The organism is Pandoraea sp. B-6 (assembly GCF_000282835.1).
Lineage (GTDB): Bacteria > Pseudomonadota > Gammaproteobacteria > Burkholderiales > Burkholderiaceae > Pandoraea > Pandoraea cepalis.
Window position 1 is genome coordinate 56,083 of record NZ_KB290528.1, and the last position, 15,110, is coordinate 71,192.

12 protein-coding genes are annotated in these 15,110 nt (G+C 63.4%); 6 read left to right on the forward strand and 6 right to left on the reverse strand.

What is annotated here, in order from left to right; translation table 11 throughout:
• The first annotated feature begins 135 nt into the window (after nucleotides 1-135).
• On the forward strand, nucleotides 136-1,353 hold the full coding sequence (gene alaC, locus A985_RS0113540) for an alanine transaminase (RefSeq protein WP_017233941.1): 1,218 nt from the start codon (nucleotides 136-138) through the stop codon (nucleotides 1,351-1,353).
• A gap of 80 nt (nucleotides 1,354-1,433) precedes the next feature.
• On the opposite strand, the gene A985_RS0113545 is transcribed toward alaC, so the two are convergent.
• Genes A985_RS0113545 through A985_RS0113560 form a run of 4 tightly spaced genes read right to left on the reverse strand, consistent with a single transcriptional unit; the run spans nucleotide 1,434 to nucleotide 5,203 of the window.
• On the reverse strand, nucleotides 1,434-1,847 hold the full coding sequence (locus A985_RS0113545) for a PPC domain-containing DNA-binding protein (protein WP_017233942.1): 414 nt from the start codon (nucleotides 1,845-1,847) through the stop codon (nucleotides 1,434-1,436).
• Entirely contained in the window at nucleotides 1,844-2,380 is a 537-nt protein-coding gene (locus tag A985_RS0113550; RefSeq protein WP_026131953.1) for a hypothetical protein, read from the reverse strand. The genes A985_RS0113545 and A985_RS0113550 overlap by 4 nt, the downstream gene beginning before the upstream one ends.
• Nucleotides 2,377-3,984 carry an acyl-CoA synthetase gene (locus A985_RS0113555; RefSeq protein WP_255349101.1) on the reverse strand — a complete coding sequence of 536 codons (1,608 nt, stop codon included), beginning with the start codon at nucleotides 3,982-3,984 and terminating at the stop codon, nucleotides 2,377-2,379. Before A985_RS0113555 ends, A985_RS0113550 begins: the two co-directional genes overlap by 4 nt.
• Before the next feature lie 52 nt (nucleotides 3,985-4,036).
• The gene (locus tag A985_RS0113560) at nucleotides 4,037-5,203 is read right to left on the reverse strand and encodes an acetyl-CoA acetyltransferase (RefSeq protein WP_017233945.1); all 1,167 of its coding nucleotides are present in this window, start codon (nucleotides 5,201-5,203) and stop codon (nucleotides 4,037-4,039) included.
• A 585-nt stretch (nucleotides 5,204-5,788) separates the two neighbouring features.
• Here A985_RS0113560 and A985_RS0113565 point away from each other — a divergent pair.
• The 3 genes from A985_RS0113565 (at nucleotide 5,789) to A985_RS0113575 (ending at nucleotide 9,544) form a co-directional block, all read left to right on the forward strand.
• On the forward strand, nucleotides 5,789-6,808 hold the full coding sequence (locus A985_RS0113565; RefSeq protein WP_017233946.1) for a TRAP transporter substrate-binding protein: 1,020 nt from the start codon (nucleotides 5,789-5,791) through the stop codon (nucleotides 6,806-6,808).
• A gap of 15 nt (nucleotides 6,809-6,823) precedes the next feature.
• Nucleotides 6,824-8,686, forward strand: coding sequence for a TRAP transporter large permease subunit (locus A985_RS0113570; protein WP_051060184.1), 1,863 nt, complete (start codon nucleotides 6,824-6,826; stop codon nucleotides 8,684-8,686).
• A gap of 102 nt (nucleotides 8,687-8,788) precedes the next feature.
• Complete coding sequence (locus tag A985_RS0113575; RefSeq protein ID WP_017233948.1) at nucleotides 8,789-9,544, forward strand: SDR family NAD(P)-dependent oxidoreductase; 756 nt, start codon at nucleotides 8,789-8,791, stop codon at nucleotides 9,542-9,544.
• Nucleotides 9,545-9,570: 26 nt separating this feature from the next.
• Here A985_RS0113575 and A985_RS0113580 read toward each other — a convergent pair whose 3' ends face one another.
• Entirely contained in the window at nucleotides 9,571-10,515 is a 945-nt protein-coding gene (locus A985_RS0113580; protein ID WP_017233949.1) for a LysR family transcriptional regulator, read from the reverse strand.
• A gap of 181 nt (nucleotides 10,516-10,696) precedes the next feature.
• On the opposite strand from A985_RS0113580, the gene A985_RS25470 reads away from it, so the two are divergent.
• Both A985_RS25470 and A985_RS0113590 read left to right on the forward strand, forming a co-directional pair.
• A complete protein-coding gene (locus A985_RS25470) occupies nucleotides 10,697-11,929 on the forward strand; it encodes a sigma-54-dependent Fis family transcriptional regulator (RefSeq protein ID WP_157211460.1) in 1,233 nt (410 codons plus the stop codon).
• Nucleotides 11,930-12,761: 832 nt separating this feature from the next.
• Complete coding sequence (locus tag A985_RS0113590) at nucleotides 12,762-13,922, forward strand: porin (RefSeq protein ID WP_017233951.1); 1,161 nt, start codon at nucleotides 12,762-12,764, stop codon at nucleotides 13,920-13,922.
• 113 nt (nucleotides 13,923-14,035) lie between these two features.
• On the opposite strand, the gene A985_RS25475 is transcribed toward A985_RS0113590, so the two are convergent.
• The coding region (locus A985_RS25475) for a gamma-glutamyl-gamma-aminobutyrate hydrolase family protein (RefSeq protein ID WP_157211462.1) at nucleotides 14,036-15,110 on the reverse strand (1,075 nt) is incomplete at its 5' end.

Consider the following 15,110-nt stretch of genomic DNA (forward strand, 5'->3'; position numbering starts at 1 on the left):
CCGACGGGTTCGCCGCCTGGCCCCGCAAAATTCACTTGCCCAAGCGCCCCGCGTCGCGCTACAGTCACCATCACGGTGTGGCCAGCACACCGGCGTCGCTCGGACGGTTCCGGGCGCTTACGTTCCAGGATTCTCATGTCCAGCTCTCAGGGCTCGCGCAGCTTTACGCGCATCAATCGTCTTCCCCCTTACGTTTTCAATATCACCGCCGAGCTGAAGATGGCCGCGCGCCGCCGTGGCGAGGACATCATCGATCTCTCGATGGGCAACCCCGACGGGGCGACCCCGCCGCACATCGTCAACAAGCTCGTCGAAGTCGCGCAACGCCCCGACACCCACGGTTATTCGACGTCGCGCGGCATTCCGCGTCTGCGCCGCGCGATCACACGCTGGTACAAGGATCGTTACGACGTCGACCTCGATCCCGAGCGCGAAGCCATCGTCACGATCGGCTCGAAGGAAGGCCTCGCTCACCTGATGCTCGCCACGCTCGATCAAGGCGATACGGTGCTCGTGCCGAATCCGTCGTACCCGATTCACATCTACGGCGCGGTCATCGCGGGCGCGAACATCCGCTCCGTGCCGATGACGCCCGGCATCGACTTCTTCACCGAACTTGAGCGCGGCATTCGAGAAAGCCATCCGAAACCCAAGATGGTGATCCTCGGCTTCCCGTCGAACCCTACCGCCCAGTGCGTCGAACTCGAATTCTTCGAGCGGGTGGTCGACCTCGCGCGCAAGCACGACATTCTCGTCGTGCACGATCTGGCCTACGCCGATATCGTCTACGACGGCTACAAGGCGCCCTCGATCATGCAAGTGCCCGGCGCGCAGGACGTGGCCGTCGAATTCTTCACGCTCTCAAAGAGCTACAACATGGCCGGCTGGCGCATCGGCTTCATGGTCGGCAATGCCGAACTCGTCGCCGCGCTCGCGCGCATCAAGAGCTATCACGACTACGGCACGTTCACGCCGCTGCAGGTCGCCGCCATCGCCGCGCTCGAAGGCGATCAACACTGCGTCGAAGAGATTCGCGCACAGTATCAGCGCCGCCGCGACGTGCTCTACAAAGGCCTGACGGAAGCGGGTTGGGACGTCGATCTGCCGCGCGCGTCGATGTACATCTGGGCGCGCATTCCCGAACCGTATCGCGCGCTCGGCTCACTCGAATTCGCGAAGAAGCTGCTCGCGCAGGCCAAGGTCTCGGTCTCACCAGGCATCGGTTTCGGCGAGTACGGCGACGAATATGTGCGCTTCGCCCTGATCGAGAACGAGTCGCGCATTCGTCAGGCCGTGCGCGGCGTCAAGCACATGTTCCGTGAAGACGGGCTGGTGCACCCGACGGTCGCCTGAGCCGCTACGGCGTACGCCCTAAAGCAACGGGGAGTCCGAAGACTCCCCGTTTGCCTTGCCCTGATCGATGCCTACGCCCCCTATGCGGGCAACCACTCCTGCAGCGTCACTTCAATGGTGATGAACGAGAGGTTGCCGCCGCGCACGAAGCGCCCGGCGAACATGCGCCCGTCGGTATCGGCGACCATCCCGTGCAGCGTGGGAAGCTCGCTCACGGCTTCGGGCCGTACGTCGACCTCACCGAACACATTGAGGATTTCCACCCCGGGGCCGCTCACCCGCTGTTCGCGCCAGCCGTCGCCCGCGCGAAACGCCAGCCGCGCGTCGATCAGGCTTCCCACGGCACCGCGCACGATGGCGCGCGAGATGGCATGCTCCACACACAGCGCTTCGATGCTTTCCGTCAAGTCCTGATTGGGTTTGAGACGCGCCACGACCAACCTGCCCAGCGTGCCGTTCTCGATGTCGACCGGGATATCCAGTTCGGCGCTCATGAGAGATCTCCCGCGATGGGATGCAGCAGACGGAAACGCGTCTCCTCGTCATCCGCGCTCACGTAGCCGCCGCGCTCGAACAAACACAGGCGAATCACGACCGGCTCGTCGCCGGCCCACGTGTGATCGAGAATCAGATGGCCGCCATGCAACTCGCCGCTCGGGTCGGAAAATCCCGCATGGCAATGCAGCAGCGTGGCGCCGTCGGCCGTGCGGCCCACAGTGATCGCGCCACCGATCAGATCCACCTCCCGGATTTCGTCGACCGGTGCCCCATAGCCAAAGGGACGCTCCGCGTCGGCGGTGGTCTCGATCATGTGATACCGCAGACCTCGCGCGGTGCCCGCGCAGAAACGGCCGACGCCGCCACCATACGCATAGCGGGATAACGCTTCGCGTAAGGACTCGCCGAGATTCGCACCCGACCGGATCGTGACGCGCAGTTCGTGCTGCCCGCTCAACACGCAGTCTTCCACACGGGGTAACGTGGGGGCGCCTGCATGTCGATAGATCCGTGAAAGCGCAGGTTTCATAGTCGATAGTCTCCTTGCTCTTCGAGCATCGTCTTGATTTGCTTCTTCACGATCTTGCCGTAGCCCGATTTGGGCATGGCATTCCAGAATACGAAGCGCCGCGGCCACTTGTAGCGGGCGATACGCGCTTCGAGATGTCCGAGCAGTTCATCGGCCTGAGCGGCCATGCCTTCCCGGGCGACCACCACGGCAAGCCCGCTCTCGCCCCATTTGGGGTCGGGCACGCCAAGCACCGCGCACTCCGACACGGCCGGGTGCGTGAGCAACGCTTCCTCGATCTCGCGCGGATAGACGTTCGAGCCGCCCGAGATGTACATGTCCGACGCGCGGCCCGTGATGTACAGGAACCCCTGCGCATCGACGTGTCCGAGATCGCCTGTGTGAAACCAGTCGTCCTTGAACGCCTTGGCATTCGCCTCCTGATTATTGTGATATCCCATGAAGACCGCCGGACCGCGCACGCAGATCTCGCCCGACGCGAACGGCGGCTGACGCTCGCCACGCTCGTCGAGAATCGCCACCTCCATACCGGTACGCGGCACGCCGCAGGTGCCCACGCGCGCGTCGGGTGCGTCGTCGTCATCGGTGTGCAGCCACGGCGGCAACACGGTGATGTTGCCCGTCACCTCGCCCAGCCCGTAGTACTGCACCAGCACCCGCCCCAGCTTGCGCAGCGCATATTTCTGATCGGCGCGATACATCGGCGCCCCGGCGTAAATCACGAACCGCAGCGAGCGATGGTCGTAGCGATCGACGGCCGGGTCTTCGACCAGCATCTTGACGATGGTCGGCACCGTGAACATGTTGTCGACGCCATGACGCTCGATCGCCTGCCAAACTTGTTCGGCATCCATCTTCTCGCCCGGCAGCAGCACGCTGGCCGCCCCACGCGCCGTATTGACGATGGCGTGAATGCCCGCACCGTGCGAGAGCGGCGCCACCACCATCGAGCGGCTGCGATAGGTGATGCCGGGCATCAGGTCGGCCAGGTGATTCGTCACGACGAACGCCATCTGCCCATGCGAGAGCACGCCCGCCTTCGGATGCCCGGTCGTGCCCGACGTATAGAAGAACCACAGTGGATCTTCGTACTCGACTTCCGCCTCGTAGCCGGGCGCGCCTTGATGTTCCGTGACCAGCGTCTCGTAATGCAATTCCCCTGCGCGTGGCTCGCCCAGCGCGATCACATGGCGCAACGCGGGCGATGCGGCGCGCACGGCGTCGACGTGCCCCTCGAAGCCAGCGTCGTAGATCATCACGCACGCACCGCTCGATTGGCCCAGGTACGCCGCCTCCGGTGCGGTAATACGGAAGTTCGTCGGCACCCACACCGCGCCCAGTCGAAAGGCGACCCATGCACTCTCGAAGATGGGCAGGTTGTTGCGCGAGTGAACCAGCAGCTTGTCGCCCTTGCCCACGCCCAGTTTGCGCAGCGCATCGACGGCGGCGTTCACGCGCGCATCGATCTCGCCCCATGTGCTGACCTTGTCGCCGACGATCAGGCCGGGCTCGTCCGGATGACGTCGGGCAACGTCGGCCAGCAGGCGGCCGAGATTCATGACCTTCTTGAGCATGTCGCTCGTCTCCTCGTTCTTTTCGCTCAGTCCCGCCCGGCAAATGCCGGGCAGCCTGCCTCACCACCGTTCAAGCGAAGCATCAGCGCGCTTCGAGAATGCTCACGTAATTGGCCACTGCCGCACCGCCCATGTTGAACACGCCCGCGAGCCGCGCGTTGGGAATCTGCATCTCGCCCGCGGTCCCCGTCAGTTGCATCGCGGCCATCACGTGCATCGACACGCCCGTGGCGCCGACCGGATGGCCCTTCGCCTTCAGGCCCCCCGACGGGTTGACCGGCAGCAGACCGTTCTTCTCCGTCACGCCCTCGGCGACCAGGCTCGCACCCTGCCCCGGTTTGGCCAGGCCCATCGCCTCGTATTCGATCAGCTCAGCGATCGTGAAGCAATCATGCGTCTCGACCAGCGACAGATCCTTCAACGACACACCGGCCACCCCCAATGCCTGACGCCACGCATGCTGGCCGCCTTCGAACGCCAGCGGATCGCGCCGCGAGAGCGGCAGGTAGTCGTTGACCTGCACCGCCGCGCGAAAACCGACCGCCTTGGGCATCGTGCGCGCCACGTCGGCCTTCGAGATCACGAGCGCCGCCGCGCCGTCGGACACCATGGAGCAATCGGTGCGCTTGAGCGGCCCGGCCACGAACGGATTCTTCTCGGAGACGTTGCGGCAGAAGTCGTAACCGAAGTCGCGACGCATATGCGCGTAAGGATTCACCGACCCATTGCGATGGTTCTTCGCCGCGATGCCTGCCAGGGCATCGGACTGATCGCCATAGCGATCGAAATAGGCCTGCGCGATCGTGCCGAACACGCCTGCGAAGCCGCCCGGAATGTCGGCCTCTTCGCGTGCATACGAACACTTGAGCAGGACTTCGCCAACCTGCGGCGTCGCCAATTCGGTCATCTTCTCGAACCCGATCACGAGCACGTGGGTGGCCTTGCCCGCCTCGATGGACTGCAAACCGCCGTGCACGGCCGCCGACCCCGTTGCGCACGCATTTTCGTAGCGCGTGGCCGGCTTGAAACGTAGTCCAGGAATGCGATTGAAAACGAGCGACGACGGAAAGTCCTGGTACAGGAAGCCACCGTTGAACGTGCCGACGTGAATGGAATCGATCTGCTCGGGCGCGAGACCCGCGTCGTCGAGCGCGGCTTGGGCGACATCGGCCAACAGGACTTCGGCATCGACGTTATCGAGTTTTCCGAACTGGGAGTGGGCCCAGCCGGTGAGGCATGCAGCAACCATGAAGTGTCTCCGGAAAAATGAGGTCATCCCGCTCCGGTGAGCAATTTCAATGCCAGACCTGTGCGGCACAGCCCCGCCGTGCGTGGCGCACGAGCGCCCGCGCTCCATCGCCGTCTCGTTGCGTCCTCCTCGCCGCGTTCGCGTGCGTGGCGCACTCGCCGTTGACGTAAGCGTAAAGCCGCCGTCGATGGCCCATCAAGCGAATTTGTCGGCGCGCCGGGTCAGCGCTGTTTGCTGCACCGCAACGCGATATCTCGTACCTGAAACCCAGCGACACCTGTCGCATCGTTGTCGCCTGCCGCATGCGACAGGTGTCGCAGCACGGGCGGCCGATGCGACAGGTGTCGCACGATCTGTCGGGCAACCAAACAATGTCCGCGGCGCGGGAGGTCAACAATCCTTAATAACGTAAGGGTTTTCCCGTTCGAACGACGATCTGGCACTCGATTTGCGTAAGATAGCCAAGCCACTTGCGAGCCACTTCACGCTCGCCTTACGAGATGGCCGAGGCGTTGCAGGGCAACACGTCCGCCCACCTCGCGCTTCAGACGCAGTCACCAAACCTAAAAACAGGAGACATGCAGTATGAGCAACATGGATCGCCGCCACTTCATCAAAGTCGTGGCCGCCACGTCGGCCGCCGCCGCCACGGGCTTGTATCAGACGCAAGCGCACGCTGCCGAATTCACGCTGAAGTTCGCCAACAATCTTCCCGTCAGCCACCCGATGAACGTTCGCGCCAAAGAGATGGCGCAAAAGATTGCGGAGCAGTCGAAAGGTCGCATCGACTTCCAGATTTACCCGAACAATCAATTGGGCAGCGACAGCGACATGCTGAGCCAGGTTCGCTCGGGCGCCATCGACTACTTCACGCTCTCGCCGCTGATTCTCGGCACGCTCGTGCCCTCGGCGCAGATCTCCGGCGTGGGCTTCGCGTTCAAGGACTACGGTCAGGTATGGGCCGCGATGGATGGCGACCTGGGCGCCCACGTACGCAGCCAGATCGCAAAGACCTCGGTGTTCGCCTTCGACAAGATCTGGGAAAACGGGTATCGCCAGATCACCACCAGCAGCCGCCCGATCAATTCGCCGGCCGACCTCAAGGGCCTGAAGATCCGCGTGCCGACGAGCCCGCTGTGGACGTCGATGTTCCGCGCCTTCGACGCCGCGCCCACGTCGATCAACTTCTCCGAAGTGTATTCGGCCCTGCAGACGCACATCGTCGAAGCCCAGGAAAATCCGCTGGCCATTCTGACCACGGCCAAGCTGTACGAAGTGCAGAAGTACGTGTCGATGACGAACCACATGTGGGACGGCTTCTGGTTCCTTGGCAACAAGCAGAAGTGGGACAAACTGCCGAAGGACCTGCAGGCGATCGTCACCGCCAACGTGAACGCCGCCGCGCTCGCGCAACGCGACGATGTGCGCAAGCTCAACGACAGCGTGACGACCGAACTCAAGCAGAAGGGCCTCGTGTTCAATGCACCGAACAACGAGCAGTTCCGCGACAAGCTTCGCGCCGCCGGATTCTATGCCGAATGGCACAAGAAGTTCGGCGATGAGGCGTGGTCGATGCTCGAAAAGTACACCGGGAAGCTTGCGTAAATGGAAACGTTGACGATGACGGCCGAGCCGACGCACGCGCTTGCCCGCCTCTTCTGCCACGTCAACCGCGCGGTGATGAAAGTCACCGAAGCGGTTGCCGTGCTGCTGGTGGTGGCCGAGACGCTCATCCTGCTCGCGGGGGTGATCTCGCGTTATGGGTTCGACAATCCGCTCACCTGGTCGGACGAACTGGCACAGATCCTGTTCATCTGGTTATCGATGCTCGGTGCCGTGCTCGCGCTCGACCGGGGCGAGCACATGCGGCTGTCCGCCATCGTCAACAAACTCCCGGCGGCATGGCGTGACTGGTTTCAGACCATGGCCGCGCTCACGGTCTGCGTATTCGTCGCACTCATTATCGTGCCCGCGTATTCGCATGCCATCGAGCAGATGGACATCACCACGCCCGCGCTGGAAATTCCCGACGGGCTGCGCGCCGCGGCCCTGCCCGTGGGCGCGGTGCTGATGCTCATTGCCGCCGTCTCGCGCCTGGCGCGCTGTTCGAGCCTGCGCCAGCTCGGACTCGGTGTGCTGGTCGTGGCCACGCTGGGTGCCGCGCTCTGGCTTGGGCGCCCCGCGCTCATCGCCATGGGCAATTACAACCTGCTGGTGTTCTTCGTGCTGATCGTCGGCGTCTGCGTGGCCGGCGGCATTCCGATTGCGTTTGCGTTCGGGACGGCAACACTGGCGTATCTGGCGCTCGTGACCGACGCCCCGCTGCAGATCGTCGTCAGCCGCATGGACGAAGGAATGTCAGGCCTCATCCTGCTGTCGGTGCCGCTGTTCGTACTGCTCGGCGCGCTCATCGAAATGAGCGGGCTGGCACGCAGCCTGATCGAATTCATGGCCGCGCTACTCGGGCACGTGCGCGGTGGCCTGCAATATGTGCTGCTCGGCGCCATGTTCCTGGTCTCGGGCATTTCCGGATCGAAAGCGGCCGACATGGCGGCCGTCGCGCCCGCGCTCTTCCCCGAGATGCAGCGACGCGGCTCGAAGCCGGAAGATCTCGTGGCGCTGCTCTCGTCGACCGGCGCCATGACGGAGACGATCCCCCCGAGCCTGGTGCTCATCACGATCGGCGCCGTGTGCGGTGTGTCGATCACCTCGCTCTTCGTCGGCGGCCTGCTGCCCGCGGTCATCGCAACGCTGGCCATCGTCGTGGTGTGTTTCGCACGTTCGCGCAAGGAAGCGCCGAGTGCGGCCCGCCGCGCGCCGTGGCGCGTGATCGGCAAGACGTTCATCGTGGCCTTGCCGGCGCTCGCCCTGCCGATTCTCATCCGCACGGCCGTGATCGAGGGGGCCGCCACGGCCACCGAAGTCTCGACCGTCGGTATCGCCTACACGGTCGTGATCGGCCTGATCGTGCATGCGTTCAAGAAGCACCTGAACTTCAAACGTCTGTATCCGCTGTTGACGGAAACGGCCGCGCTCTCCGGCGCGATCCTGCTGATTATCGGCATGGCCACGGCCATGGCCTGGGCGCTCACGCAATCCGGGTTCTCCGCCGCGCTGGTCAGTCTGATGCATGGCATGCCCGGCGGTCAGGTCGGCTTCCTGCTCATCTCGATGGTCGTGTTCATCATCCTGGGCAGCGTGCTCGAAGGCATTCCGGCCATCGTGCTGTTCGGACCGCTGCTGTTCCCGGTGGCACGCTCCCTGGGCATTCATGACGTGCATTACGCGATGGTCGTAATTCTTTCGATGGGCATGGGACTGTTCGCCCCCCCGCTGGGCGTTGGCTTCTACGCTGCGTGCGCCATCGGCAAGACATCGCCCGACAAGGTTTTCAACCGGATGTGGACCTACATGGGCGCGCTGTTCATCGCATTGCTGCTCGTGGTACTCGTCCCCTGGATCTCGATCGGCTTTCTGAAGTAACGCAAATCCGCTAACGGTTTCGCAATCTCACCGACGGGCTCCGCCGCACTGCGGGCGGCGGAGCCCGGACTGTAAAAATCATTACATTTAGGAGTCCGCATTATGATGGGGAAAGTGGCGGTGGTGACGGGCGGCGGAATGGGCATTGGTGCCGCCATCTGCGAACGATTGATGAATGACGGCATGACCGTGGTGGTCGCCGACCTGAACGAAGGCGCCGCCGCCGAAACGGCGGAGAAACTGAGCGCGGCGGGCGGCACGGCGTGGGCGCTGGGCATGAATGTGGGCGACGCGGCGTCGATTGCCGACGGCTTCGCAAAGATTGCGCAGCGCCATGGCCGCTGCGACGTGCTCGTGAACAATGCCGGTATCGCCAAGACGTTTCCGTTTCTCGACTACCCACTCGATCACTGGCATCAGGTCATGGCCGTGAACCTCACGGGCACGCTGTTGTGCGGGCAGCACGCCGCACGACTTATGCGTGAGCAACGCTGGGGGCGCGTCGTCAATCTGGCGTCGGTGGCGGGCATTCTGGCCAGCGCCGGACGCACCGCCTACGGCACGTCGAAGGCCGCCGTCATCGGGCTCACGCGTCAGATGGCCATCGAACTGGCACCGTTCGGCATCACCGCCAACGCGATCGCTCCCGGTCCCGTCGACACGCCGCTCACGCAGGCACTGCATTCCGACATTTCGCGTCGCCACTACACGGAGACGACACCGCTCGGCCGCTATGGGCAGCCGCGTGAGATCGCTGGCGCCGTGAGCTTTCTCGCGTCGGACGATGCCTCGTATGTGACCGGCCATATCCTGCCGGTCGACGGCGGCTTCGTGGCCGCCGGCATTCTGGAAATCTGACGTCCCGCTTGTCTCTCGCGCCGCCTTCAGCGCGCGCTGGTGTCCGGCCCATCGGGCACCAGCCGAGCGCCCGGCGCGCGCTGCATGTCGCGCCACACCGCTCGCGCGTTCTCCACAAACGTCTCGACGCACGGATTGTGATTGTCGCGGCTCCACAGTAGCGCCACTTCCGCCACCGGGGCGTTGCGCAACGGTCTGAAAACCGCATTGCCGAACGCGCTCGTGCTGCTCATCGACATCGGCACCATCGCCACGCCCAGCCCTTCGCCCACCAGGTTGATGATGGTCTGCTGCAGGTTGGTTTCGAGCCGGATATGCGGCGAGAATCCCGCGCGACGGCAATGGTCGACGACCAGGTCATAGACAAGCGGCGCGATTTCACGCGGAATGCTCACGAACGACTCTTCGGCCAGTTGTGCGGCGTCGAGCACCCGCGCCTTCCCCAACGGGTGCGTGCGTGGGAGCACCGCCACCATCTCCTCGCGAAACACGGTCGCCGTATCGAGCCCGGTCAGGTCTTCGGGGCGATACATGATGCCGACGTCGGTCTGCCCAGCTCGCACGGATTCGGCGAGCAGATTCGGTAACGTTTCCGCCAATTTCATGTCGACGCGCGAATATGCGGCGGCATACGTGCGCGTGAGCGCGGGCAGGATGTTGTACGCCGAGGACATCATGAAGCCGACGGTGATCGCGCCATCCTCTCCCCGGCTCGCCGCCACGACGTTGCGGCGCGCCCGATCGACCGAGTTGAGAATTTCCACCGCGTCCTGATAAAGGCGAGTACCGGCGCGCGTGAGGCGCACGCTGCGGCGCGTTCGCTCGAAAAGCTGCACACCCAGCTCTGCTTCCATCAGCGCAATCTGGCGCGACAGCGGCGGCTGGGAGATATGCAATTGCTGGGCGGCTCGGCCGAAGTGAAGGGTCTCGGCGAGCACCACAAAGTACTGGAAATGGCGCAGCTCAATCATCTGATACCCCAAAGGTATTAATGGCGCATCTATATTGTATTGGATGTTATGACTGGGCAGTCGTATCCTGCATCAGCGGTTGGCCACCCGAGCTGGCTGCGACATAAAGAGACGTCAGGAATCGCCAGGCCACAAGCCACCGACGGCGCCCTTTCGTACCGATACGAGAAGGAGACAAGTCATGCCCGCTCACCTTGCTGTAGCGTCAGCCCCCGCTCGACCTGTCGGCCCCGCCGCCCCCCTCGGCGCCGCCACTGCCAGTACCGCCTTCAGCCACGTCACCGCGCTCGCCGAGCGCATCCATCGGGTACCGGCCGCCCCCGCCGCCGCACCTCAGATGCGCCCCGACTATCTCGCCATTGACGATCTGTGCGGCACCGACGCCCGAATGCGCGCGTTGCTCTCGCGCGGCAAGCGCTTCGTCGATCGCGGACTGCCGGTATTGATCCTCGGCGAGACGGGAACGGGCAAGGAGTTTCTGGCCCGCGCGCTGCACGAGTACAGCGCGCGGCGCGCGCAAGCGTTCGTCGCGATCAATACGGCATCGCTGCCGGAACATCTCGTCGAGAGCGAATTGTTCGGCTATCAGCGCGGCGCGTTTTCGGGCGCCCTGCCCGGCGGAATGAAAGGCAAGTTGCAGCAGGCAGACGGCGGCACGCTGTTCCTCGACGAAATCGGAGACATGCCTTATGCGCTGCAAACGCGGCTACTGCGCGTGCTCTCGGAGCAGGAAGTCACGCCGCTGGGCGCGAGTCGCCCGGTGCCCGTCAACGTTCAGCTCATCTGCGCCACGCATCAGGATCTCGCCGGTGCAGTGGCACAGGGCACGTTCCGCGAAGATCTTTACTACCGCATCGCCGTGGGTGTACTCACGCTGCCGACACTGCGCGAGCGCGACGACAAGCGCGAGTTGATCGCGCGCATGCTATGCGACGAGTGGCCGGGATTGCGCGCTGATCAGGCACTGGCTCGCGTAGCGCCGCACGTCTTGGCGTGCCTGCTCTCCCACGCGTGGCCGGGAAATCTGCGCCAGATGCGCGCCGCGTTGCGTTACGCGTGCGCGGTAATGGCTGGCAATATGCTGGAGATGGACGACCTGCCGCCAGAGCTTGTCATGCCGTCGCCGGCGCGCAATGTGGATGGCAATGTCGCGATGCGTGCCCTGGAAGCGCGAGATGTCGTGGCGTCGAGCCCCGTCGCCGCCCCGAACGAAGCAAGTGCGCAGGCATCGCCGCACGACCACCGAGAGCGCGACCGCATTCTGCAGGCGCTCGCGCAACACCGCTGGAACATTTCCGCAGCGGCACGCACCCTCGGCTTCTGCCGGGCGTCGCTGTATCGCAAGCTCAAGCAGTTGCGCATTCCGCACGTGCGCGATTGCGGCGACGCCCTCGGCGCGAGCCATTACGCGTAGCCGAACACGCGGCAAAAAACGCAGACAAAAAAAAGCGCGGCCAATGAGGCCGCGCCAAGGTTTGGAGACTTTTCACTCAACGCAAAAGTCTACTTCTCGCGGAACGTAGTATAGGGTCTGGCCTCCCGAATCATTCTCATCATTCGGCGCAATGCATTATTCGGCGACTCGCAATAGTCCGTAAAACGCTATCAACAAATGACTTTTTGGCGCGAGTCAATTGTTCACGCCTGTCGGCATCTCGGATTTTCCTCATCGCGTGTGCTTCAGTACGCGCAATGACGCGATCATGAGGTCTACCCGCACCGCCCCCCTACACCTCGCCGTATAGCCATCACAAAACCTCACCGATCGTGCAACGGAAGGTACCTTTATCGAAGGCATTATTTCGTTCGGCGCGTGACGTGGGTCAATGATCGCCATCGCGGAGATCACGTGTCGCTGGAACTTAACGCCTTGCCCCATGTCGCGTGTAGATCCAGTGCTGGCAATGCTTCGCGAGCGATGCCGCTTGCCCTCTGCACTGTGTCCCAAGCGCAACACACGTCGCTTGCGTGGTCATTTATCGCCTAGGCTTAATCAAGCCAATCCCTTATTGGACAACGCTTTTCGGCACATTCGGCGGATTCTTCCCGTATCTGAAATAGATTCTTGCGGATTCTGAAATAGGCGCGGGTCTCGCTCACTCATACACTGCCCCCTGTCAACAGAGCAGTGCCGATACTTGATCGGGTCCGCGAATGACAAACCGTCACCTCGACATGTTCTGTTTCGCCGCGTTCTGTTTACACGCGAATTCTGCGATTCGTGTCACGTTACTGGAGCTTAAACCATGAAAAAAACTCTTCTTGCCGCTGCCGTTGTCGGCGCGTTCTCCGCGAGCGCCCAAGCGCAAAGCAGCGTCACCCTGTATGGCTTGATCGACGCTGGCGTCGCTTACACCAGCAACTCGACGACCTCGACGGCTTCGGGTTCGAAGAACTTCCGCGCAACGAGCGGCCTGATCAACGGCAGCCGTTGGGGCCTGAAGGGCGCGGAAGATCTGGGTGGCGGTAACAAGGCCATCTTCGTGCTGGAAAACGGCTTCTCGATCAACAACGGCACGTCGGGCCAAAACGGCCGCATGTTCGGTCGTCAGGCGTTTGTTGGCCTGCAGAACGACAAGTTCGGCTCGGTGACGATCGGTCGTCAATACGACTCGCTGGTTGACTACCTGGCACCGCTGACCCTGAACGGTTCGTCGTTCGGCGGCACGATCGCAGCGCACCCGTACGATAACGACAACACGAACAACTCGTTCCGTGTGAACAACTCGGTCAAGTACTCGAGCGCCAACTACAACGGCCTGACCTTCGGCGGCCTGTATGGCTTCTCGAACAAGGCTGGCGATTTCGCCAACAACCGCGCCTTCAGCGCCGGCGTGAACTACGCGAACGGCCCGCTGACCGTGGCCGCTGCCTACCTGGAACGCCAAGGCAACACGGGCGCCAACAACACCAGCGGCGCAGTCGACACGTCGACTGGCGGCGACTCGGTGTTCAGCGCCTCGAAGCAACGCGTCTGGGGTATCGGTGGTAACTACGCCTTCGGCCCGGCAACCGTCGGCCTGGTGTACACCCACACGCAACTCCAAGGCCTGACCGGCCTGAACTTCAACAGCACCGCAGTTGCCTTCGGCAACGACGGCCTGAAGTTCGACAACTTCGAAGTCAACGGTCGCTACATGCTGACCCCGGCAGTCTCGCTGTCCGCCGCGTACACGTACACGATGGCCAAGCAAGATTCGACGGACAAGAAGCCGAAGTTCCACACCGTGACGCTGCAAGCCGACTACCGTCTGTCGAAGCGTACCGATGTGTACCTGACCGGTTCGTACCAGCACATCTCCGACAACGAAGGCACGGGCCTCCAAGCCGGTGTCGGCGCTGCCGGCGGTATGTCGTCGACCAGCTCGCAAACCGTTGTGGGCACGGGCATCCGTCACCGCTTCTAATCGACGCGGCGCGCACACCGGCGGCATGATGCCGGTGCGCCTGACATGAAAATGGGCAGCCTCGCGGCTGCCCATTTTTCATTGCGTCGATCGCGGTGCGATCAGAAGCCCAATCAGAACCGCGTTTCGCGCGCGGCGCGCAGGAAGTTGTCGAGCACCGGTGTGCAATCGAGATACTCCGGCCCACCCGCCCGGTGAAATTCCGGGTGCCATTGCAGCCCCATCACGAACGGCGCCTTGCGATAGCGAATGGCTTCCACCACCCCATCTTCCGAGCACACCGCCTCCACACTCAGGTCGCGCCCAAGCGTTCTCACCGACTGGTGATGGATCGAGTTGACGATCGGCACGTCGACCGGCCCCAGCATCTGCGCGAGCGATGACCCCTCGGGGAACGTCAGCGTGTGACGGTTGTGTTCGTAGGTATCGGTCACGTGTGGGATCGCGTCGGGCAGATCCGTAGCAATGTCCTGGTGCAGCGTGCCCCCAAATGCCACGTTGATGAGCTGGCAGCCGCGACACACACCGAGAATCGGCTTGCCCTGCTCCACGAACTCATGCAGCAATTCGAGTTCGTACATGTCGCGCATGCGATCGCCTTGCCATTCGTGGCGCGTCGCCACTTCGGAATAGCTGTGCGGCGAGACGTCCGCCCCGCCCTGCAACACCAGTCCGTCGAGATGCTTCGCGTAATCGTGCAGACGGATATGGCTCGGGTGCAGCAGCCCCTGCGTGTCGACCGTGGGAATCATGAACACCAGCACATCGCGCGACATCACCCAGTGCGCGATCGACTCTTCAAGGTACTGAAGCGTCTTGCTGCGCAGCCCCTTCGACCCCGGCTCCGGATGAAAGATGCGCGCTGAAATGCCGATCTTCAGGGTGCGCTGCGTGATGCGCTGCCCCGCGCGGTCGTACCACGCGCGAAATCGTGCCGACGTGATACGACGCAGCACCGACCACGGCGAATCGCCCGCCTGCAGGTACGACGGCTGGGTGCCCATCGAGGCAGGGCTGCCAGGACGCGCGGCACCTGGGCCGAATGTCGGCTGATGCGGCGGCTCGTCGCTGCCGGCACGGCCGGTCGCAGTCTCACTGCCCGTGCCACCGACGCCGCTGGGCACGCTGGTCGCTTCGCTCGGCTTTGGCGCCGGCGTGCCAATCGGATTACGGTCGGCCGCCACTTCG

Coding starts and splice junctions, on each gene's coding strand:
- A985_RS0113570 (WP_051060184.1), top strand. CDS start 6,824: ATGACGGCCGAGCCGACGCACGCGCTTGCCCGCCTCTTCTGCCACGTC.
- A985_RS0113550 (WP_026131953.1), bottom strand. CDS start 2,380: ATGAAACCTGCGCTTTCACGGATCTATCGACATGCAGGCGCCCCCACG.
- A985_RS0113560 (WP_017233945.1), bottom strand. CDS start 5,203: ATGGTTGCTGCATGCCTCACCGGCTGGGCCCACTCCCAGTTCGGAAAA.
- A985_RS0113565 (WP_017233946.1), top strand. CDS start 5,789: ATGAGCAACATGGATCGCCGCCACTTCATCAAAGTCGTGGCCGCCACG.
- A985_RS25470 (WP_157211460.1), top strand. CDS start 10,697: ATGCCCGCTCACCTTGCTGTAGCGTCAGCCCCCGCTCGACCTGTCGGC.
- A985_RS0113590 (WP_017233951.1), top strand. CDS start 12,762: ATGAAAAAAACTCTTCTTGCCGCTGCCGTTGTCGGCGCGTTCTCCGCG.
- A985_RS0113545 (WP_017233942.1), bottom strand. CDS start 1,847: ATGAGCGCCGAACTGGATATCCCGGTCGACATCGAGAACGGCACGCTG.
- A985_RS0113580 (WP_017233949.1), bottom strand. CDS start 10,515: ATGATTGAGCTGCGCCATTTCCAGTACTTTGTGGTGCTCGCCGAGACC.
- A985_RS0113575 (WP_017233948.1), top strand. CDS start 8,789: ATGATGGGGAAAGTGGCGGTGGTGACGGGCGGCGGAATGGGCATTGGT.
- alaC (WP_017233941.1), top strand. CDS start 136: ATGTCCAGCTCTCAGGGCTCGCGCAGCTTTACGCGCATCAATCGTCTT.